This window comes from Aquirufa sp. 5-AUSEE-100C1, assembly GCF_054558655.1.
Window position 1 is genome coordinate 480,029 of sequence record NZ_JBPXKO010000001.1, and the last position, 21,665, is coordinate 501,693.

General features: G+C 40.1%; 20 protein-coding genes. 6 read left to right on the top strand and 14 right to left on the bottom strand.

The genetic code is table 11. From position 1 onward, the window contains the following. Positions 1–996, bottom strand: coding sequence for a fatty acid desaturase (locus ACMH5P_RS02140; protein WP_459492665.1), 996 nt, complete (start codon positions 994–996; stop codon positions 1–3). Between the two features lie 160 nt (positions 997–1,156). On the opposite strand from ACMH5P_RS02140, the gene dnaK reads away from it, so the two are divergent. Beyond that, complete coding sequence (dnaK, locus tag ACMH5P_RS02145; protein ID WP_459492666.1) at positions 1,157–3,043, top strand: molecular chaperone DnaK; 1,887 nt, start codon at positions 1,157–1,159, stop codon at positions 3,041–3,043. A gap of 111 nt (positions 3,044–3,154) precedes the next feature. Here dnaK and ACMH5P_RS02150 read toward each other — a convergent pair whose 3' ends face one another. From ACMH5P_RS02150 to ACMH5P_RS02205, 12 genes are all read right to left on the bottom strand, one after another. Continuing rightward, positions 3,155–3,913, bottom strand: coding sequence for a DUF3050 domain-containing protein (locus ACMH5P_RS02150; protein WP_459492667.1), 759 nt, complete (start codon positions 3,911–3,913; stop codon positions 3,155–3,157). Position 3,914: 1 nt separating this feature from the next. Beyond that, positions 3,915–4,877, bottom strand: a complete 963-nt coding sequence (locus tag ACMH5P_RS02155) for an XdhC family protein (RefSeq protein WP_459492668.1) — start codon at positions 4,875–4,877, stop codon at positions 3,915–3,917. After that, positions 4,874–5,989, bottom strand: a complete 1,116-nt coding sequence (locus tag ACMH5P_RS02160; RefSeq protein WP_459492669.1) for a cysteine desulfurase family protein — start codon at positions 5,987–5,989, stop codon at positions 4,874–4,876. Before ACMH5P_RS02160 ends, ACMH5P_RS02155 begins: the two co-directional genes overlap by 4 nt. Before the next feature lie 73 nt (positions 5,990–6,062). Continuing rightward, the gene (rplT, locus tag ACMH5P_RS02165; RefSeq protein ID WP_459492670.1) at positions 6,063–6,407 is read right to left on the bottom strand and encodes a 50S ribosomal protein L20; all 345 of its coding nucleotides are present in this window, start codon (positions 6,405–6,407) and stop codon (positions 6,063–6,065) included. 83 nt (positions 6,408–6,490) lie between these two features. Beyond that, complete coding sequence (gene rpmI / locus ACMH5P_RS02170) at positions 6,491–6,685, bottom strand: 50S ribosomal protein L35 (protein WP_459492671.1); 195 nt, start codon at positions 6,683–6,685, stop codon at positions 6,491–6,493. A gap of 76 nt (positions 6,686–6,761) precedes the next feature. Next, a complete protein-coding gene (gene infC, locus ACMH5P_RS02175) occupies positions 6,762–7,322 on the bottom strand; it encodes a translation initiation factor IF-3 (RefSeq protein WP_315576203.1) in 561 nt (186 codons plus the stop codon). Positions 7,323–7,422: 100 nt separating this feature from the next. Beyond that, entirely contained in the window at positions 7,423–9,363 is a 1,941-nt protein-coding gene (gene thrS / locus ACMH5P_RS02180) for a threonine--tRNA ligase (protein ID WP_459492672.1), read from the bottom strand. 60 nt (positions 9,364–9,423) lie between these two features. Further along, on the bottom strand, positions 9,424–10,458 hold the full coding sequence (locus ACMH5P_RS02185; protein WP_459492673.1) for a tetratricopeptide repeat protein: 1,035 nt from the start codon (positions 10,456–10,458) through the stop codon (positions 9,424–9,426). 29 nt (positions 10,459–10,487) lie between these two features. Next, the gene (locus ACMH5P_RS02190; RefSeq protein WP_459492674.1) at positions 10,488–13,268 is read right to left on the bottom strand and encodes a hypothetical protein; all 2,781 of its coding nucleotides are present in this window, start codon (positions 13,266–13,268) and stop codon (positions 10,488–10,490) included. After that, positions 13,235–14,650, bottom strand: coding sequence for an aldehyde dehydrogenase family protein (locus ACMH5P_RS02195; RefSeq protein WP_459492675.1), 1,416 nt, complete (start codon positions 14,648–14,650; stop codon positions 13,235–13,237). The genes ACMH5P_RS02190 and ACMH5P_RS02195 overlap by 34 nt, the downstream gene beginning before the upstream one ends. An 11-nt stretch (positions 14,651–14,661) precedes the next feature. Next, the gene (locus tag ACMH5P_RS02200; protein ID WP_459492676.1) at positions 14,662–15,435 is read right to left on the bottom strand and encodes a hypothetical protein; all 774 of its coding nucleotides are present in this window, start codon (positions 15,433–15,435) and stop codon (positions 14,662–14,664) included. Continuing rightward, a complete protein-coding gene (locus tag ACMH5P_RS02205; RefSeq protein ID WP_459492677.1) occupies positions 15,436–16,476 on the bottom strand; it encodes an AMP-binding protein in 1,041 nt (346 codons plus the stop codon). It lies immediately after the preceding gene. Between the two features lie 83 nt (positions 16,477–16,559). On the opposite strand from ACMH5P_RS02205, the gene ACMH5P_RS02210 reads away from it, so the two are divergent. From ACMH5P_RS02210 to ACMH5P_RS02230, 5 genes are read left to right on the top strand one after another with little or no spacing between them, the layout of a single operon-like run. After that, positions 16,560–17,009, top strand: a complete 450-nt coding sequence (locus tag ACMH5P_RS02210) for a DUF2452 domain-containing protein (RefSeq protein WP_459492678.1) — start codon at positions 16,560–16,562, stop codon at positions 17,007–17,009. Between the two features lie 6 nt (positions 17,010–17,015). Continuing rightward, the gene (gene menB, locus ACMH5P_RS02215) at positions 17,016–17,840 is read left to right on the top strand and encodes a 1,4-dihydroxy-2-naphthoyl-CoA synthase (protein WP_459492679.1); all 825 of its coding nucleotides are present in this window, start codon (positions 17,016–17,018) and stop codon (positions 17,838–17,840) included. Positions 17,841–17,842: 2 nt separating this feature from the next. Further along, complete coding sequence (locus ACMH5P_RS02220; protein WP_459492680.1) at positions 17,843–18,247, top strand: EVE domain-containing protein; 405 nt, start codon at positions 17,843–17,845, stop codon at positions 18,245–18,247. Positions 18,248–18,249: 2 nt separating this feature from the next. After that, on the top strand, positions 18,250–19,869 hold the full coding sequence (locus tag ACMH5P_RS02225) for a hypothetical protein (protein ID WP_459492681.1): 1,620 nt from the start codon (positions 18,250–18,252) through the stop codon (positions 19,867–19,869). Next, positions 19,869–20,777 carry a class I SAM-dependent methyltransferase gene (locus tag ACMH5P_RS02230; protein ID WP_459492682.1) on the top strand — a complete coding sequence of 303 codons (909 nt, stop codon included), beginning with the start codon at positions 19,869–19,871 and terminating at the stop codon, positions 20,775–20,777. Before ACMH5P_RS02225 ends, ACMH5P_RS02230 begins: the two co-directional genes overlap by 1 nt. On the opposite strand, the gene ACMH5P_RS02235 is transcribed toward ACMH5P_RS02230, so the two are convergent. Then, the gene (locus tag ACMH5P_RS02235; protein WP_459492683.1) at positions 20,774–21,664 is read right to left on the bottom strand and encodes a bifunctional 5,10-methylenetetrahydrofolate dehydrogenase/5,10-methenyltetrahydrofolate cyclohydrolase; all 891 of its coding nucleotides are present in this window, start codon (positions 21,662–21,664) and stop codon (positions 20,774–20,776) included. The two genes, ACMH5P_RS02230 and ACMH5P_RS02235, sit on opposite strands and share 4 nt — an antisense overlap. Between the last annotated feature and the right edge of the window lies 1 nt (position 21,665).

The following is a 21,665-nucleotide window of genomic DNA, read 5'->3' on the forward strand; positions in this document are numbered from 1 at the left end:
TTATGCGATATCGATATCGGGTGTCGACTTATCCGTTAAGGGGACACCTGCGCGCTCTTTTCGCGCGATTCGAGAATATAAGCCAATTTCCTGAGAGAAGATGAAAGTAAACAAGAGCTTCACAAAGGAAGTATGATACTTCAAGTTCTCGTAAAATTCAGGCGCAAAAGATTTCAACTTAGGTAAGTTGTTCCAAGGTACGGATGGCATGTCGTGATGCTCATTGTGATATCCTACATTCATATTAATCCCGTTCAAAGGGCCATAATAACTGTAGGTTTCTTGATTCTTATCGAGAACCAAATAATGTTCTTGAATCCAACGAGCTCCCAACGGATGAAGTCCCACCGAAAAAAGAAAGCTTAAACCCAAATAAGCCAAGGCTGGCCAGCCCCAGAAATACACAATTAGAAAATCAAATGTTAATTGGGCTAATATGTTCATAATTACACCGCGGTCGAGAACCGCTAATTCGATACAACGAATCGTACGAATACCCTGAAAAAAGGGATAAAGCATTAACCAAAGAATCTTACCAATAAAATAATTGTTGATCAATTTAGCCTCATAGTAATCGGGCAAATCCGCATCCAGTTCATGAACTCCTTGAAAAGCATGGTGCTTCAAATGGTAGTTTTTAAATGAAATAGCTGTTGGAAACAAGGACGGAAAATTCGCAATAATACCAGCGGCTACATTCAAGCTATTCTTTTTGAAAATCAAATTGTGTGCTGATTCGTGAATACAAACAAACAGCGTATGCGTAGGAAAGGCTCCAACAAACCAGGCAACTCCAATAATCCAGGCCCAAGATAAGTCTTTCACAAAATAGGCAATACCGATTTGCATACCCACACACACGAGAATCCATAAAAATGTCATTGGATTCTTACCAATTAACTTCTTAACCTCAGGATGTTTTTTAATTATTTCTCTAGTTCGCTGGCGATGTGGCTCAGAACCTTCGACCCAAGTAAAATCAGATGATATTGACATTATGTTCTTATTTTAGAATAAACAAAGATACATCAAAGCCCAATTCACTGACGAAATTAATCGAATAATATTTAAATATGACAATATGTCATTAACTGACAACAAGCTTTGAAATGGCATTATCCTTGTAGAAAAGGGAGAAAAAATAATTAAAAATATCATGGGAAAAATTATTGGAATTGACTTAGGAACCACCAACTCATGTGTGGCGGTTATGGAAGGAAATGAGGCAGTGGTTATCGCGAACTCAGAAGGAAGAAGAACGACTCCATCCATTGTAGCATTTTTGGAAAATGGCGAGCGTAAAGTGGGTGATCCTGCCAAAAGACAAGCCATTACAAATCCTCAGAATACGATTTCATCTGTAAAGCGTTTTATGGGTAAAAAGTTTTCTGAAGTAGGTTCAGAATTAAAAACCATTTCATATCAAGTAGAACAAGGTAATAACGACACACCACGCGTTCGCATCGGTGATCGCCTATATACGCCTCAAGAAATCTCTGCGCAGATTTTGACAAAAATGAAGCAAACGGCGGAAGATTATATCGGCCAAACAGTAACAGAAGCTGTCATCACGGTGCCTGCCTATTTTAATGATGCAGAGCGTCAAGCCACCAAAGAAGCGGGTCAAATCGCTGGCTTGGAAGTGAAGCGTATTATCAACGAACCCACAGCGGCTGCTTTGGCATACGGTGTTGATAAAGGTGGTAAGGACATGAAGATTGCGGTCTTCGACTTAGGTGGTGGTACGTTCGACGTATCTATCCTCGAATTAGGCGATGGCGTATTTGAAGTAAAATCAACAGATGGTGACACGCACTTAGGAGGGGATGACTTCGACCAAGTAATCATCAACTGGTTAGCAGAAGAGTTTATCGCTGACGAGAACATTGACTTGCGTAAAGACCCAATGGCTTTACAACGTTTGAAAGAAGCGGCAGAAAAAGCAAAAATTGAATTGAGTTCAGGAGCATCTACAGAAATCAACTTGCCATACATTATGCCCGTTGACGGAATTCCAAAACACTTAGTTCGTACCTTAAGCCGTGCCAAATTCGAACAATTAGCTGACAGCTTGATCCAACGTACTTTGGAGCCATGCAAACGTGCGATGAAGAATGCAGGGTATACTAACTCAGATATCGATGAGGTTATCTTAGTAGGTGGATCGACTCGTATTCCACGTATTCAGGATGAGGTGGAGAAGTTTTTTGGAAAGAAACCTTCCAAAGGAGTTAATCCAGATGAGGTTGTAGCGATAGGTGCTGCGATTCAAGGTGGTGTACTAACGGGTGAAGTGAAAGATGTCTTATTGCTTGACGTTACGCCATTATCATTAGGTATCGAAACGATGGGTGGTGTGTTCACGAAATTGATTGAGGCGAATACAACAATTCCAACGAAGAAATCAGAGGTATTCTCAACAGCAGCAGACAACCAGCCATCTGTTGAATTGAATGTCTTGCAAGGAGAACGTCCGATGGCCAAAGATAACCGCTCATTAGGTCGTTTCCACTTAGATGGTTTACCACCGGCACAACGTGGTGTACCTCAAATCGAAGTAACCTTTGACATCGATGCGAATGGTATCTTGAATGTTTCGGCGAAAGATAAAGGAACAGGTAAAGAGCAAAAGATTCGAATTGAGGCTTCCAGTGGTTTGACGGATGAGGATATCGAAAAAATGCGTAACGAGGCAAAAGCGAATGAAGCAGCAGATAAGCTTGAAAAAGAGCGTGTTGAGAAGATCAACCAAGCTGATGCTTTGATTTTCCAATCGGATAAACAATTGAAAGAATACGGCGAGAAATTATCAGAAGGTAATAAAACTGCCATCGAATCAGCTTTAACTGAATTGAAAGCAGCTCATGCATCGCAAGATGTAGCAGCGATTGATGCCGGATTAGAGAAGTTGAACGCTGCTTGGACCGCTGCTTCACAAGAGATGTATGCAGCCGGTGCAAGTGAAGGAGGAGATGGTGCTCAACCAACGGATACAGCCACAGACGGAGGAGCAGAAGATGTTTCTTTTGAAGAAGTGAAATAGTAAGTGTTTGATTAATTAAAAAGCCCGACCATCTTGGATCGGGCTTTTTTTATGCCAAATAATTGAAAGCCGAGAATATATCCATAGTCCTTAATTCTTAACTCTTAGTTCTTAATTCGCAACAACCCCATCCCAAAGAACCTTCCGCACCTCCAAAGATTCAATGGCCGCCTGTGTAGCCCGATTCCATTTATCTTGATCTGAACCACATAATTCCTCCATCATCTGATAGGCCAATTGACTGTGGTGGTCTCCGTCTACTTCGATATGTCGCTCTAAATAGTAAACAAGCGTTTCCACTTGCTCGGGAGCATCTTGCTTGAGTTGATCGACAATCAATTGAAACATCCCTGGAATTAAATCTTCCCGACCAAATGTAAAGATCGCGGCAATCTCCTCAATCGGTCGATTTGAGATGGATTCAAATGTAAATGTTAGAAACTGTTTGATCGAAGGTGCCAAATTGGAATCACCAATTAATTTCAAGACTTCCTGAATCGATGAGGCTTTCAAAAACGTATCTAAAATAGGAGAGGGCTCGATGGATAATTCCTTCATCGCACGAATGTATAATTCGAAATGGCTGATGACTTGGCCATGCTGGTCAACATCCGATTCTTCCCCCAATACAATTTCATTAATCAAAAAACGTACATCTGCTGAGCCCTTCGGTACCCAGGGCTGTGAAACACAAGTCAACTCAGCTTGTAATTTCTTAACCAGAGACATAAAATCCCAAACAGCGAAAACATGATGCTGCATAAAAACAGCTAAATCAGTTGGCTTTTGAATGAATTGATTAATAGGGTGTTGATAAAGAACTTCTTGGTAAGGCTTAATTTGTTCTCTTAGGCGATTAATTTGACTCATGTTAATGAATAGTTGATTCTCTAAATTTAAGACGTTGTCCATTTCTATTTCGCTGGACAGCTAAAATCTCAGCAACGACAGCTACTGCGATTTCGTCGGCCCCCTCAGCTCCAATATCTAAGCCAATAGGACTCGCTACGTCTGTAACAAGCTTTCCGTTTATTTGTTTTTGTAAACGATCAAAACGTTTGGTGGGACCTAAAATACCCACATACTGAAATGTATTTCCCACTAGATACTGATTAATAAATGCGACATCTCGATCAAAATCATGGGTCATCATCACGACATAATCGGACGAATTAATGCCACCAACGGAATCCCAATCATAGGATGCCGTAACTCGTTTCACGATATCTTTACTCATTTTCTGGGTATTACCTACCCAACGGACATCCCAAGCTAAATTCAAACATAGCTCAATCAGGCTACATGCATCAAAATGGTTGCCGACAACCCAAAGTCTCGTGCGGGCAGGTAAATACTCTATAAATATTTGTGCTTGTTCATTCCAACCAATTTCTGCCTTGTCCTGAAGACGACAATAAAAGTTGGTGCCAGACCACTGCGTACGGATAAAATTTGATTCAGAACTATGAATAGCCTGTTTCAGAACATTAAATGTTTGTTCAATATTTTCACGAATGGGATCAATCAGTATTTCGATCAGTCCTTGGCAACCTAAACCGACACCCAATTGAAAAGGATCGTCCTCACGTGTATCATAGGTGATTCGTTTAATGGTTTGTTGGTGCATCGCCAAAGTTGCCTTCTTCAATAAATCTCCTTCCAAACAACCACCAGAAATTCCTCCCCACCAATTTCCATAGGAATCAATCAACATGCGCGCCCCTGGGCGACGATAGGCAGATCCTTCCACATGAACCACCGTTGCCAAAGCAATGGATTCTCCACTTTTCAAGAATTCCGATAACTTCTCAAGAATAAGCATTAATTCTTTCATAGGTCAATCAATTGTTCGTTTAAATAGGAGATTAAAAAATCTATTTCATCTTCTGTCGTTAAATAACTTAATGAAATCCGAAGAGTGGCTAAAGCTAAACCATCGGAGTGGCCCATGGCTTTCATAACGTGTGAAGGCAACTGAGATTTCGCATTACATGCAGAACCATTAGAAACTGCTATTCTCGGTATCTTACGATACAATTCTTCCCAATCCCAACTTGGAATAGAAATACTCATGATATGGGGTACAGATGCTAAATCGTTGGAATTTAAAACATATGGAAATTTAAATCCGTTCAATATTTTCCCTTGAAAGGATTTAAGTTTCGCTATTGAATCAATAGCCAAAGGAACTTTAGAAAAACTAGTTGAAAAACCCACGATTTGTTGGACAGGCAAAGTACCCGGCCGTAAACCTCTTTCCTGACCACCCCCAAATACCAAAGGGCTTATACCTATATTGGGATTAATCAATAATCCTCCAATTCCTTTCGGACCGTACATTTTATGACCTGAAAAACTTAATAGATCAGGTAAATATTCTTGATTTGATAAATCAATCTTTCCTAATGCTTGGGTAGCATCGGAATGAAAACAAATCCCTTTGGAATGACATAATTGGGCAACCGACTGAAAGTCCAACAAATTACCCGTTTCATTATTGACGAGCATCAATGTAACCAACACCGTATCTGAACGAATAGCTGCCTCGATTTCCGATAAACTAATTAAACCGCTAGAATTAGGATTCAGGTAAGTAACTGCCCAACCTTGCCTCTCCATTTCCTCACATACTTGTAAAACCGCTTTATGTTCCAGCGATGAACTTATGATATGGCCCGGTTTCTTGGCATGCAAAAAACCTTGGATAGCTAAATTATTTGATTCGGTTGCTCCCGAGGTAAACACCAATTGACTCGGACTACAACCAAAATACGAAGTAATGTTTTTTCGTGCAAGCTCCACAGCCTCGTCGGCCATCCAGCCAAAATAATGTTGGCTTGAACCCGCATTCCCAAATTCTTCCGAAAAATAAGGCAACATAGCTTCGATCACCTGAGGGTGAACCGGAGTGGTGGCTGCATAATCGAAATAAATGGGCTTTTTCAATGTTATACGAATTGATAACAAAGATAGGGGATAAAAAAAAAGTCCCGAATAATTCGGGACTTTCCTTTGCTAATTAAGCAAGTTTTTTGACAACTGCTTTGAAAGCTTCTGGGTGATTCATTGCTAAATCAGCTAAAACCTTACGGTTCATCGCCATTCCAGACTTGTTATATTTACCCATGAACGCTGAATAAGATAAACCTTCTTGACGAACGGCTGCGTTAATACGCTGAATCCAAAGTCCACGAAAATCTCTTTTCTTAACCTTACGATCACGGTATGCATATTGCAAACCTTTCTCTACTTTGTTTTTGGCTACAGTCCATACGTTTTTTCCGCGACCGTAGAATCCTTTTGCTAACTTAAGGATTTTCTTTCTTCTAGCTCTTGAGGCTACGTGATTGACACTTCTTGGCATAATTTTTTGTTTTTTGAAATGAGGCGAATCAAATGATTACTTTAATGGCCTTCTTTCTGGTTTAACAATAACTAAACTGATAATTAAAGACCTAACATTAAGTTAACGCGATCCATATCAACTGGTGAAACTAAAGTAGCGTGAACTAAATTACGCTTTTGTTTCGTGGTTTTTTTAGTAAGGATATGGCTATGAAAAGCGTGCTTACGCTTAATTTTACCATTTCCCGTTACTTTGAAGCGCTTCTTGGCTCCAGAGTTGGTTTTAATTTTTGGCATTCTTAAAATTATTAAATGTAAAAATTGGAATGCAAAAGTAATGAAATTACCTCAAAATTCCACCCGAATATAAAAATTATTTCTTGGCAACTTTAGGGGAGAAGATGATGCTCATACGCTTACCTTCCAACTTAGGCATATCATCGGGTTTACCCACATCTTCCAAGCCTTTCGCGAAGTTTAATAACAACATTTCTCCACGCTCTTTGAAAACGATGGTACGACCTACGAAATGAACGTAAGCCTTAACCTTAGCACCTTCTTTTAGAAAGTTAACCGCATGCTTCAATTTGAAATTGAAATCGTGCTCATCTGTGTTAGGACCAAAACGGATTTCTTTGATAACCGTCTTTGTAGCGTTCGCCTTGATCTCTTTTTGCTTCTTCTTTTGATCGTATTTAAACTTTGCATAATCAATTACCTTACAAACAGGAGGGACCGCTTTCGGCGAAATTTCAACCAAATCTAGGTTTTGTGATTCTGCAATAGCCAATGCCTTCGCAAATGGATATACTCCAATCTCAATGTTTTCACCTACTAATCGAACTTCTTCAACTCCACGAATCAGTTGATTAATACGATAAGGTTCTTCTTCTCGTTTATTTCCTCGGTAATTGTTGTTGGGGCGTAAAGCCATAAATTATCTTTTGGTTTAAATAAAAATCACTTCGAAGCTAATTTAAAAAGCGCGCAATTGCAAACAAATGTCCGTTAAGCGCCTAAATAATCAGTTTTTTCTAAGACGAATACGAATGTTGGTTAATTTCCTCACCCGCCAAGGCCATAAAGGCATCCAGCGTCATCATGCCTAAATCCCCATCACCCTTCTTACGAATACTTACCATTCCTTCTGCTTGCTCTTTTTCGCCCACAATAATCATAAAAGGAACCTTTCCGACTTCCGCATCGCGAATCTTACGTCCCATCTTTTCATTACGATGATCCACATATCCACGTAAATCACGCTCTTGAAGACGTAAATAAACCTCATTTGCATAATCCTCGTATTTCTCGGAGATTGGTAAAACCGCTAACTGATCAGGTGACAACCACAATGGGAAGTTACCTGCTGTATTCTCAATTAAAATAGCTACAAAACGCTCCAAAGAACCAAACGGTGCGCGGTGAATCATCACAGGACGATGTTTTTGATTATCTGAACCTGTGTATTCTAATTCAAATCGTTGTGGTAATTGATAATCGACCTGAATAGTCCCCAACTGCCATTTACGGCCCAGTGCATCGCGAACCATGAAGTCCAACTTCGGACCATAAAAAGCCGCTTCACCATATTCAACCACCGTTGGCAATCCCTTCAGTTCAGCTGTTTTAATAATGGCCTGCTCCGCACGATCCCAATCTTCATCGTTTCCGATGTATTTCTCCCGATTTTCACGATCGCGCAGGGAAACCTGAGCCGAATATTCATTGAAGCCAAGCGCCTTAAATACGTAAAGAACAAGGTCTATCACTTTCATGAATTCTTCCTCAACTTGATCTGGCCGACAAAATATATGCGCATCATCCTGCGTAAAACCACGCACACGGGTTAAACCATGTAATTCACCTGATTGCTCGTAACGATAGACCGTACCAAATTCCGCTAAACGCAAAGGCAAATCCTTGTAAGAACGTGGCTTAGTCTTATAAATCTCGCAGTGATGCGGGCAATTCATGGGTTTCAATAAATACTCTTCTCCCTCATCAGGCGTGCTAATTGGCTGGAAAGAATCCTTTCCATATTTAGCATAATGACCTGAAGTCACATATAATTCCTTTGAGCCAATATGGGGTGTCACAACTGGTGAATATCCCGCACGAACTTGAGCGCGTTTTAAAAAATTCTCTAAACGCTCGCGCAAAATAGTACCCTTCGGCAACCACAAGGGGAGACCCATACCCACTTTTTCTGAGAACGCGAACAATTCTAATTCTTTACCAAGCTTACGGTGATCGCGACGCTTAGCTTCCTCCAAAAGGAATAAATACTCCTCTAATTCTTTTGCCTTCGGGAAAGTAATAGCATATATACGCGTCATTTGCTTACGCGTCTCATCTCCACGCCAATAGGCTCCAGCGACACTTAGTAATTTAACCGACTTAATAAAGCCTGTACTTGGAATATGAGGCCCTCTACATAAATCCGTAAAGTTCCCTTGCGTGTAAAACGTAATTTTCCCGTCCGCTAAACCCTCTAATAATTCTAGTTTATACTCGTCATTCTTTTCCTTGAAATAAGCAATCGCATCTGCTTTTGAAACAGATTTACGCATATACTCACTCTTTTGACGAGCGAGCTCAACCATCTTATCTTCAATCTCCTTGAACTGATCCGACCCAAATTCCTTACCACCCAAATCAATGTCATAGTAAAAACCATTCTCAATCGCCGGACCGATACCAAATTTCGTTCCCGGATACAAGGCTTCAATAGCTTCCGCCATTAAGTGGGCAGATGAATGCCAAAACGTCTTTTTACCCTCCGTATCATTCCAAGTCAACAATTGAACACTTGCATCCGATTCAATCGGCGTAGAAGCATCCACTACTTCATCGTTCAATTTTGCCGCCAACACATTACGTGCTAAGCCTTCCGAAATTGACAAAGCAATTTCCATCGGCGTTACACCTTTTTCAAACTCACGCACCTGACCATCAGGAAAAGATATTTTTATCATAGAAAAAAATTTTTGCAAAGGTACAAATTTACACGTATTTAAGTTGTGTAAATAGGAAAATTAAGGTGTCAATTGTATGGTAGAATCTACTTTCACTCGGGTTGAATCAATTTTCTTCCCCACAATACGATCATATAAATTCATGATTCGCGCATCGGTTCCATACAATTTCTTGGCCGAATCAAGCAAAGCAATACTCTTTTCTTTCTGACCTGCTGAAAAACGAATTAAAGCACGTAAATAAAGCACCTCCTTCATAAAATAATTTGCATTAATCTGATCGATCTGCTTGTCCGCAAAATCATATTTTTTGCGCCCCAAATAAAAACGAGCCATACGAATCCGAACACTCGGATTACGCGGAAGCCATAGCAATACCTGATTATATACTTTTTCAGCTTGACTAAATTGACTAACATGAACCAAAAAATCCCCCCAAGACATCATTAAAAACGGATCTAATGGATACTTTTTTAGTTCGCCAAGTATATATTTTTGATATTGAATATTACCCAAACGACCAAGTTGGAAACTGAAATAAGCATGCGCTAAATCCGGATGCCCAATACTCTTCCACGCAATCGATTCTAAAGCCCCTATACTATCCGAACGAACTTGTCTTGCTAAAAACTGAAAATAAACCTTTTCGCCGAGCGGAATTCCTGCTTTTTGTGTCTTGTTGATATAAGATAAGGCAATCCTTTTCTCATGCAGTTTAAAGTGTAACTCAGCTAACAAAAGGTAAAGATTTGCCGAAGCTAAACCACTTGATTCAACTAATTTGGCATCCTCAATCGCTTCATCCAACAAGCCTAATTTACTCTTAATTTTTGCTGATAATAAAAGAAAATCAATATCTCCCGGTACTTTATTCAAAGCCTTCTCGATGTCCTCTTCCGCTTTTTGATAAGCTCTCAAATCAAAATAAGCCCTAGAGCGCAAGAAATAGAGATTAGCCCCATCTTGATTTTCCAGAAGTTTGGTCAAATAGGATACAGTTACCACTGGATTTTGAACCTTTGAAAATTCTTGCAGGGCTGGAATGGTCTCACCCTTGGTATCCTGCGTTTGATCACAGGAAAAAAGAACGAACAAACAAATAAAAAATAGAATAAACTGCTTAATCAAAATCCGATATCTATTACTAATGGCACAAATACCCACGATTTACTTGCCGACAAATACATCGCTCGAACACCCATTTCAAACTCTTCCGAAAAACGTAAAGCATGAAACTGTGCCGACAAATCTACACCGAATGAATGAAAAGATTGCGTTTTAGGCGCTGAATTATCTTGCCCCATTCCCAAATCTCCAAATAAATTCCCTTTCAATCGAGTCACATAAATCAGACGGCCTAAATTAAGGTTGGTATTTGATATCGGAAAACGATAATCGACTCCCATCGTCGAAAGCCGATTAAAGGAAGTATACAAATAACCTCTAGGAAAGAATACAGAACTAGCAAAACGATAATTTCCGGAAGATTCTTGTTGGTAAGCATACCTCAACGCTATTCCATCATGTTTAAATAAACCTGGCAAATACACTTGAGCTTGTACATTCCATAATTCACCGTTCAAATTCTGATTAAATACCGTACCATTCCAATTAGCCCTTAAAACAAATCCCTTTCTACTTTGTACATCCCAAAGACTTCGGGCGAGTAACTTACTGTAGACGAATTGATGTTTTAAAAATTGGTAGGTACCATTAAAAGGTTCCGAATAATAACGTTTTCTCAAATCATAACCCTGAACCTGTAAAAAACCTAAATTAGACCCAAATTGTAAATTCTCTTGATAAGCCCCATGTGTCAAATTGAGCGGAATACGATATCCTATATCCCAAGTTGTTTGCTTCCATTCATCGGTCCGTAAACTGTCCAAAGGTCGTTTATTATCAATGTACAATTGCGTTTTACGATCGGCCGACTGAAAATTAAAGTCGATAATAGGAAACCAAGCCTGGTAGGAGAGGCGCGCAAATTTTGTCAAATTTCGTTCATTCATACCGTATTGAAATCCAGTAGATACTTGAAGCGAATTCAAAACATCCTTTGATATAACGCTGACTTCCAATTGATTACCGGAAGAAGAAACTAAAGGCCCCCAAGTAAATGGCTGAAAAATATTCCATTTGGATACTCGTTTAATTGGATAATCCGTCCCCTTGATAAGTGTCAAATTATCTACTTGAGAGGAGACTAAAGGCGATGATTGAGGAGTAATCGCTTGTTTAACTAAATAATGACCTTTGGGGCTATATGCTGAATACAACAAGGAATCCCCAAGCGGAAACGCGAAATAGGCGCCCCAGGTTTCTTTACTTACTACCTCGAATCGTTGATTTGTTAAATTCAAACGGGCAATTTGATCCACCTCTAGATCAGGGTAATTCATATAAATCCAATCTCCAGACAGAAAAGGATGTGCAATATTATGGTCACCCATGGAATAAACAAAAGAATCGTTATTAGCCTCATAATCCCAACGAATCAGCGTTTTATTTGAATTGATTTTACTGATAAAAACTAGATCATGATTCGTTCCTAAACGGGGATGTAAAAATTGTTCACCCGGTTTGGCAAGGCGTTCTGCAATTAATCGTTTCGAGACCAATTCGTAAACTAGCAGCTTCGACCCCCCATTCTCAAGTAACTGAATGAGCGAGAATATTTTGGAATCCGATGAAATACTTGGATTTATCCACCTTGAACGTTGATTCCAATATTTTTTCTGACCAGTACGGTGAGAAAAAAATACCAAGCGAGAACGTTGTTCTTGCCCCCAGCGTGGATGATAAACCATTTCAGCCCAAATACTAAATTCCGAAGAACTGCTTAACATGGAAGGATCCAACCAGGGGCCTAAATAAGTTAAACGACGTTCCGATTTACCCTTGATTTCAACCAATTGCTTGATATCCGAAAAACCACTTTTGACGGCAATTATCCGACCGTCAGGCAATACATTGGGGTATAAATATTGTGTAAAGCCTTTTTTCCATTTTGTTATTGTACCCAAATCTTGAGAAAATACGCCAAGTTTTTCGGACGCATATTTATCAATGGACTTTCCGGCAACCTTTTTAAATTGTCGGGAGAAACCAAACAGGGTAGGATGGTCAAGGGTAGATTGCCATAATCGAGGTATCAAATCATGACCGAAATCATTTGTCATCGATTGACTTAAGAATTGGCCCACCACATAATGATTCGGAACGAGTTGGCGGTAAGACTTACCCATCAATTTAGCATAGGAAGGCACACCAAATTCCCTTACATACGCTTTCAATGGCATTTTGAACTGAGGAATATTGGATCGACCCATTCCATTCATACGGGATTCGGTCTCCACGGCATCACCCTCCCAAAGCCAATTGGGAATTAACAAATTACCGTAAACCGCTTGACCATATGATCCAAAAATGGAATGAATCACATTCCCTAATCCTCGACGGGCTGCATTGTTTTGATGCACATGTCGTAATTCATGAGAAACTAATAATTGAAGCCAATCGCTGGTTCCCAACAAAGAGGCATCCTGCGTGGGCGTTGTCAATAATTCGGCACGAGGCGCCATTAAACTAACAAAACCATTGGAGACCATTCCTTGGTTTTGCAGTATAACACGAAAACGATTATTGGTTTTAGGAAATGCTCCACCAATATTCAACCAGGTGGAATCCATTAATCGCGCTGTCGATTGAGCTACAGAGTCGTAACCGGCAGGAAACCATAACTCCAAAGGCGCCTTATGCAACGAAATGCGATAGAATTGCCTCGAAGTACGATTTTGATCTAAGGTAGCAAACTGACCCAAAGAATAATTCGAAACACCCAGAAATAGTAAAAATCTAAAATAGATTCTTAAAACCATTTTAACACCTGCTCGATTAGCCATTTTGTTCGAAAGGTATACGGTGGATAAAAGAATCGAAGTGCGTTTGTTTTTTGAACAAGCACAGCTTTGGAATGTGAAAATTCTTGGAAACCGAACTTCCCACCCGATTTTCCAATACCTGAGTTATTAACGCCCCCAAAAGGCAACGAAGGATGTCCAAATTGAATCAAACAATCATTCACCACGGTGGATCCGGCCGATGTATTTTTATTTATGTAATCGATAAAGGACTTGTCCTCTGAGAAGATATACAAGGCCAAAGGCTTTTCCTCCTTACTCAAATAATTAATAATTTCCTCTTCCGAGCGATAGGTGAGTACAGGCAGAATAGGGCCAAAAATCTCTTCCTGCATGATTGCCATATCTAAAGTGCATTGACTTAATATGGTTGGACTAATGAAGTTCGTATCTGGATTTAAATCGCCACCGAAAATTACCTTCGCACCTTTCTCTTTAGCATCATCTAACAATCGAACGATTCGATCAAAATGGCGACGATTAACGATACGGGCATAATCTTTACTCTGCTCAATTCCTTTTGAATCCGTATTGTAAAAGGCCTGAATGGTATTTTCAAGTCCCGCCAAAAACTGAAAGTGAACCTTTTCATGGACATACACATAATCGGGTGCTATGCAGGTCTGTCCATTATTTAAAAACTTACCCCATGCAATCTTCTGAACGATACTCGGCATATCGGCATCAGGGCCAATGATCGCAGGAGACTTCCCACCCAATTCGAGTGTAACGGATGTTAGGTTTTTAGCTGCCGCTGCCATGACGATTTTACCAATGGCAGGAGAGCCCGTAAAAAAGATATGATCAAACTTTTGTGCCAATAAATAGGTGGAAATCTGAGCATCACCTTCCACACAAAAGACATCAGATGGATCAAACAGGGCTGTTATCATCTTTTTGATAAAAGCAGACGTATGCTCACTCATTTCAGATGGCTTCAAAATAATCGCATTGCCGGCCGCAATGGCATGTACCAATGGATTAATCGCCAAGTTGAAAGGATAATTCCAAGGTGCAATAATCAAACACAAACCCTTCGGTTCATATTGTATGTGTCCACGAGTTCCAAATAACAAAAGCGGAGTTGACACGCTTTGCGGCTTCATCCAAGAACGAATGTGGGAAATCATGTGATCGATTTCTCGTTTCACACCCAATAATTCGCCAATTATAACCTCGGAGGTCGGTTTACGAAAATCTTGAAACAAGGCATCAAATAAGTCTTGTTGGTGGGCCAACATATACTTTTGCAATTTCTTTAGCTTCTCAATCCGTTCATCCGCACTCGCATTTTTAAGGCGCAGCAAGGCTGATTTTTGCAACAATAAAACCTCTTGGATTCTTTCCTCAGTCGTTTGATTCATAATCAGGGACTTTAAATAGTGAATAGGTTACGCAATTTGTCTTCAATTAAATCAAAATATCCTTTATTACCCGAAGGTCTATACCAAGTATCGCCAGCTACATACCACTTGCCATCGCCTGGATAAACTGCAAACTGCGTTTTTGGTTTTAAATCCTCGACACCTTTTTCAAAGATAAATTCTCCAATAAACAAGACTTGCATCAATTCTTGAAGTTCACTCCATTGATCCGTAAATCGAACAGGACCATTTTCACCAACCGAACGATAGGTATATTTTAAATCAAAAAAAGACATTTCACCTTCAATCCGGGTCCATTCTCCATCTGCATCCGTAAATTGAAAACCCAAATACAAGGGCATTTCATTTCCCGCAACCTCTAAAATCGCCTGCATAAACTCCTGCATCAATGTATCTTCCGTCTCTAAGCTAATGGGTACCGCTGTACTGGTATCGGCAGCCTCAAGCGTAATGAAAGGTTCTTCATCCCTCGGATTACAGGATCCCGATTGAAATAATAAAAAGGCTGTTTCTAATCGATTACGCCAGGCTATTGATAAATCTCCTGACCACGAAAATTGATCTTCTACATTTAATCCCTCCGCCAATAACTCCTCCCTCGAAAAATCATCCCGATCAATGTAATGTATAGAAACCTCTACACGAGGCTTGTCGGACAAAAAACCTTCAAATGTAAATGAGGCCTCCAAATGATAGGGGGCTGGTACATTATTCGGACTTTCGTAAAACAATTGAAACTTTTTTTCGAGACGCGCTGCTTTCATTTACTTGAATTTAAGGTACAAAGCTACGGATTTCAATCTATCTATTTTGCCTGAGGTGGTAAATTGGAAGCTTGGTAATTGAATAAGTTGTTTAGGTAATTCCCAGGATTCAAAATTTTCACGCAAAGCTTGCAAAAGTGCCTTTTGTTTAATTTCCAAAAATTCACCTCGGTAAAATAGACAAGCCATTTGACCCAAGTGATCATCAGGCAAGAAATCAATAAAAAAATCGACCCCCACGGGCAAATGCTTCGATATAAATTGTTCCAATTTTTCCGGATGTATTTTTCGACCTGCTGAGTTAATTACTCGATCGAATCGACCTAAATATTCAAAAAACGCATCATTTTGAAGTTGGACTATATCGTTTGTCTGAATCCATTCATCATGGGTAACCGCCCCCTTTAGACGAAGACAGCTTCTTTCATCCACCCCAAACTCAACCCCTTTCAATACGTGAAAATTTAAATCAAAAGGTTTTTTATAAGCCACATGTGAAACCGTTTCAGTCATTCCATAGGTCTCGAAAATTGGGTAGGCTAAAACTTTCGTGCGCTCAGCTAAACTTTCCGAGAGGGCTGCACCACCCAGCAGAATACCTTTGGAATGACTAAAAAAAGAATTTAAATCAATCGAAGAATCCAAAATATCATGCCATTGGTTCGGTACAAACGATGCCAATTGTATGGAAATTGGGGACAAATTACGCAATGGATTCACGGAAGGCTCCACCAAACAAATACGTAAATCCAAAACCATTGCCCTAACCAAAACCATCGCACCAGCAATGTAATAGACAGGCAAACAGGCTAATGCTAGATCATTGGGTACTAAATTTAGCCATTCGCCCGTTGCTTTTGCAGATGCAACCATGGCATCTCGTTGGACATAAATGGGTTTAGGGATCCCTGTCGAACCCGACGTGTGGAATAAAAATTGTTGCTGTCCACTTTTCCATTGCCGACAAAATTCCAAGGCTTCACGTTCAAAATCCGTAGAGCCTTGAGGTAATTCATCTGAAAGGGGAGAAAATAGCAGCATAAATCGTCAAATCATTCCAAAATTAACCAAACATTCTCTAATTTCGTGAGTTAATAAGAGGTTAATCAAATAACCTTGCCCAGATGAACGAAGATCCTTTTTTAAATCCCATTAATCCTGACAAAGTAGCTCAAAACCCGGGCTTACTTCCTTATGCACATACCGCAGGGGGCGCAGTGATTAAACCAGAGGATACTGGGAAAACGAAGGGGAGAAGTATTATGGCCATGCGCCAACAAACCGATCGTCAGATGAATCAGCTCTATGAGCAGATGGAGGTTTTAGCCAAACAAGCTAAACTATTAGCCGATCGTAAAGAAATTTCAGAACGCATCTATGATGCCGCGATGGGTTTTGAGCCCATTATCAGTGAAACCTATTACATGTACGAAAAAGAAGACGGGACAGATTTATTATCCCTCGTAGCGCCACATGAATGGGGACGTTCATTTAAATACAGCCGCTATTTAGCCAAAGTCATTTTATTAGCAGACCATACTTGGGATGTTACGTATAACGAAGAATCAAATTAAAGCCATATGACATCAAATTTTCCTTGGAAAACGATAAAGGAGTATAAAGAAATTTTATTCCAACAATACAAAGGGATTGCAAAAATCTCCATTAATCGCCCACACAAGCACAATGCATTTACGCCTTTAACCGTACAGGAGATGTCGGAGGCCATGGAATTAGCGCGCCAAGATACGTCTGTCGGAGTAATCATCTTAACAGGTGAAGGAGGCAAAGCTTTTTGCTCTGGGGGAGACCAAAGTGTCCGTGGGGATGGTGGATATGTTGGAGAAGATTATGTACCACGTTTAAATGTGTTGGATTTGCAGCGTCAAATCCGAACAATACCTAAACCCGTTGTTGCGATGGTTGCTGGATGGGCCATTGGCGGCGGTCACGTTTTACATGTTATCTGTGATCTATCGATTGCTGCTGAAAATGCACGTTTCGGTCAAACAGGTCCAAACGTTGGCTCCTTTGACGGAGGCTTCGGCGCTTCTTATTTAGCGCGTGTCGTGGGTCAAAAGAAAGCCCGTGAAATTTGGTTCTTATGTGATCAATATGATGCGCAAGATGCCTTACAAATGGGCTTGGTCAACAAAGTTGTTCCTCTGGAGGAATTAGAGGCGACGACAGTAGCCTGGTGTGAAAAAATCTTGGAAAAAAGTCCATTGGCACTACGCATGTTGAAATCAGCCTTCAATGCCGAATTAGATGGTCAAGCAGGTATTCAAGAATTAGCGGGTAATGCAACGCTATTATATTACCTTTCGGATGAGGCGAAAGAAGGAAAAAATGCATTTTTAGAAAAGCGCAAACCTAATTTCTCTAAATTCCCTAAATTCCCATAAAGATGAATTATTGGTTAGTAAAATCGGAGCCATTCAAATATTCTTGGGATGATTTCGTTAAAGAAGGGAAGTCGGTTTGGGACGGAGTAAGAAATTACCAAGCTAGAAATAACATGATGGCCATGAAAAAAGGCGATTGGGTGTTTTTTTATCACTCAAACGAAGGCATGGAGGTCGTAGGTCTCGCAGAAGTAAGTAAAGAATTTTACCAAGATCCAACCACGGAGGACACGCGCTGGGTGGTTGTCGAATTAATTCCCGTGAAAAAATTCGAAAAAACAGTGACCTTGAAAGCGATGAAAGCGGATGAAAGATTGAGCTCATTAGCATTAATAAAGCAATCGCGACTATCCGTAACTCCAGTTCAAAAAGCCGAGTTTGATATAATATTGAGCCTAACTGAATAATCATGAAAAAGTCCATCTCGATTCTTGTATGTTTGTTGGCGATCCTGTTTTCAGGATATGGTCAAACCAATAAGCGAATTGAATTTCCTCAAGAATCGAATCAGGTAGAAACGTTTACGATTCCACTTGGCAATAAGGGGGTCATTTTAATGAGTCAGTTAAACAAACAGGCTTTTAACCTTCGAAAATTCTCTACAAATTTGGAGCAAGAATGGTCAAGCAATGCCAACATCGACCCTAACCAAGATTTTGTAACACACAGTTATGATGGAGAAGATTTGTATCTGTTGTTCAGTCGATTTAAGAGTAACTCTTACGTAATCTTTCGAGTGAATACGGAGAAAGCAAAAGTCGAAAAGTTTCAAATTATTTCGGTCGACCGAATCGAGATCTCGAATTTCAAAGCCCTAAACGCATCCCTATTTATCGCAGGAATGGTAAATTCTCAGCCGGTTATCCTATTTACTAATCTTAACGAAAAGAAAACACGCATTTTACCCGCGGTAGTAAAAGGACAAACCGAAATTCAATCCATGGATTTGGATACGGTTTACCGTCAGATCAATGTGACCTATTCGGTTGGGAAAAAGGCTAAAGAGTACCAATTGGTCTTAAAATCATTTGATGAAGATGGAAATCAGGTGAGTCAAATCTTAATGAAACCGAATGAGGAATATGCCATGATGAATGCCAAATCAGCGCAGATTAATGATTCCTTGCAAGTCATCGTGGGTACCTATGGGCATAAAAATACCATTGGATCATCGAGGGGACCAAGTTCTCAAGGATTATATTTTCAATCCTTTGTGGATGGTGAACAAACCCATGCCAGCTATACTTCCTTTACGAAATTTGATAATTTCTTTAACTTTTTGAGCCCAAAACAACAAGAACGACAAAACCGTAAAATCAAAGATAAGGAAGAAAAAGGGGAGGATTTGCGACTGGATTACCGACTATTAATGCATGATATCATTCGAAAAGGTGATCATTACATCGTTGTTGCAGAAGCTTTTTATCCCGATTATAAATACAATAATTTCGGCCCTTATGGCGGTGGATTCTTTCCAGGTATGATGTCCATGGGTGGCTTCTATTCTCCTTGGAGCATGTTGTATAATCCTTATCGCTGGGGATATGGCTATTATGGTCTTTATTCGCCATTCTCAAGCTATTACAGTCCGTGGGGATACAGAGGATTTAATTATTATGGAAATCAGCAACAGTTTGACGGATGGGTCTACACCCACGCTGTCATAGCGGAATTAGATGAAACTGGAAAATTATTGTGGGATCACTGTATTTCCTTACAAGATATGAAGGAGCCGAAACTCATTCAGAAAATCAAAACTTCAGTTCAAGAAGACCAAATTATACTAAGCTACAGCCGAAATAATGAGATTGTTTCCAAAATAATCCAAGCGCAAGGAACCAAAGAAACCGAACATGTGATGCCGATTGAAACCAATCAAGAAGGTGACCGTGTGCGTAAATCCGGTGATTCCGATTTAACATATTGGTACAATACTTATTTTTTAGCTTCCGGTACCCAACAAATTGTTAACCAAACGGATGGGAAACGTCAAGTTTTCTATTTAAATAAAATTCAATTCAACCCTTAATGTCTACCAATCAACAATCCATCGCCATTGAAACACCTCAAAACTGGGGAAAAAGTTACGAACTCATCGATTCAGGCGGATTTGAAAAACTAGAACAGTTTGGTGATTTTGTGGTAAGACGCCCAGAGCCTCAGGCTTTATGGTCAAAATCCTTATCTGAAGAATTTTGGGCAATGAAAGCCAATGCCCATTTCCGCAAAGAAAAAGGGAGTACAGAGCGTGGTATCTGGGATATCAAAAAAGGAGTTCCCGATAAATGGTTTATTCCTTATCAATCGGAGAAATTGGATTTAAAACTAAAGATAAGCTTATCCTCATTCAAACACGTGGGCTTATTTCCGGAACAAGCATCGAATTGGGAATTTTTAGCTAAGCATATTCCCTTGTTGAGCAATCCAAAACCAAAAATCTTAAATCTTTTTGCCTACACAGGAGGAGCTAGTTTGGTTTGCCGTCAAATGGGAGCCGATGTCACACACGTGGATTCAGTGAAGCCTGTACTATCTTGGGCAAGGGAAAACATGGAAGTCTCCCAATTGGATTCGATTCGTTGGATGGCTGAAGATGCCTTAAAATTTGTCAAGCGAGAAGCGAGAAGGGGAAATTTCTATCAAGGTGTCTTATTAGATCCTCCAGCATACGGTCGGGGACCTGACGGAGAGAAATGGATTCTCGAGGAACAAATTGATGATATGTTACGCTCTGTGAAAGAGATTTTGGACCCTAAAGAGCACATCTTGTTAACGAATGTCTATTCATTGGGTTTTTCAACATTGGTTGTTGAAAATTTAGTCAATGGAATTTTCAGTGTTCCAGACAATGCTCAGTCGGGTGAATTATACCTTAATGACCAATACGACAAAAAACTCCCATTGGGAGTTTTCCATCGCTATTTATTCAAGGCTTAATTCTTCGGGTAAATCACGCCTTTGGCTGCTAAAAGCGTGTTTTTCATTAAAGAAACGATAGTCATCGGACCAACTCCTTTAGGCACCGGAGTGATGTAAGAGCAAATTGGCGAAACTGAATCGAAATCGACGTCCCCTTTTAAGGCGAATCCAGATTTCTTCGACGAATCTTCTACACGCGTTAAACCTACATCGATGACAACCGCGCCTGGCTTAATGTGTGAAGCATTAATAAATTCGGGTTTACCTAATGCCGCGATGAGAATATCAGCTTGTTGGCACATCTCTTCCAAATTCGCAGTCCGCGAATGAGTTAAAGTCACCGTGCAATTTCCTTGTGGATGATTGCGTTGCATGAGAATGGACATCGGTAAGCCGACAATTTGGCTACGCCCAACTACCACACAATGTTTTCCCGCAGTTTCGATTTTATAATAAGCTAACAAATCCAATACTCCTTGCGGAGTTGCTGAAATGTAAGCAGGTAATCCTTTCGCCATCCGACCGATATTGATTGGATGAAAACCATCCACATCTTTCGAAGGATGAATTGTTTCCATGACACGGTCTGGATTAATGTGGTTGGGTAAAGGGAGTTGGACAATTAACCCATCCATGTCAGGATTATTATTCACGTCCTCAACCGCTTTCAAGAGTTCATCTTCAGTAATGGAAGGATCAAAACGAAGTAGGGTAGAAGAGAAACCTAACTCCTCACATGATTTCACTTTATTGGCCACATAGGTTTCAGATGCACCATTGTTACCTACAAGAATGGCTACTAAATGGGGGGCACGTTTACCGGAAGCAAGCAACTCCTGAACTTCCAAGGCAATAGCCGCTTTCATGGATTCAGCGACCATTTTTCCATCAATAATCTGACTCATT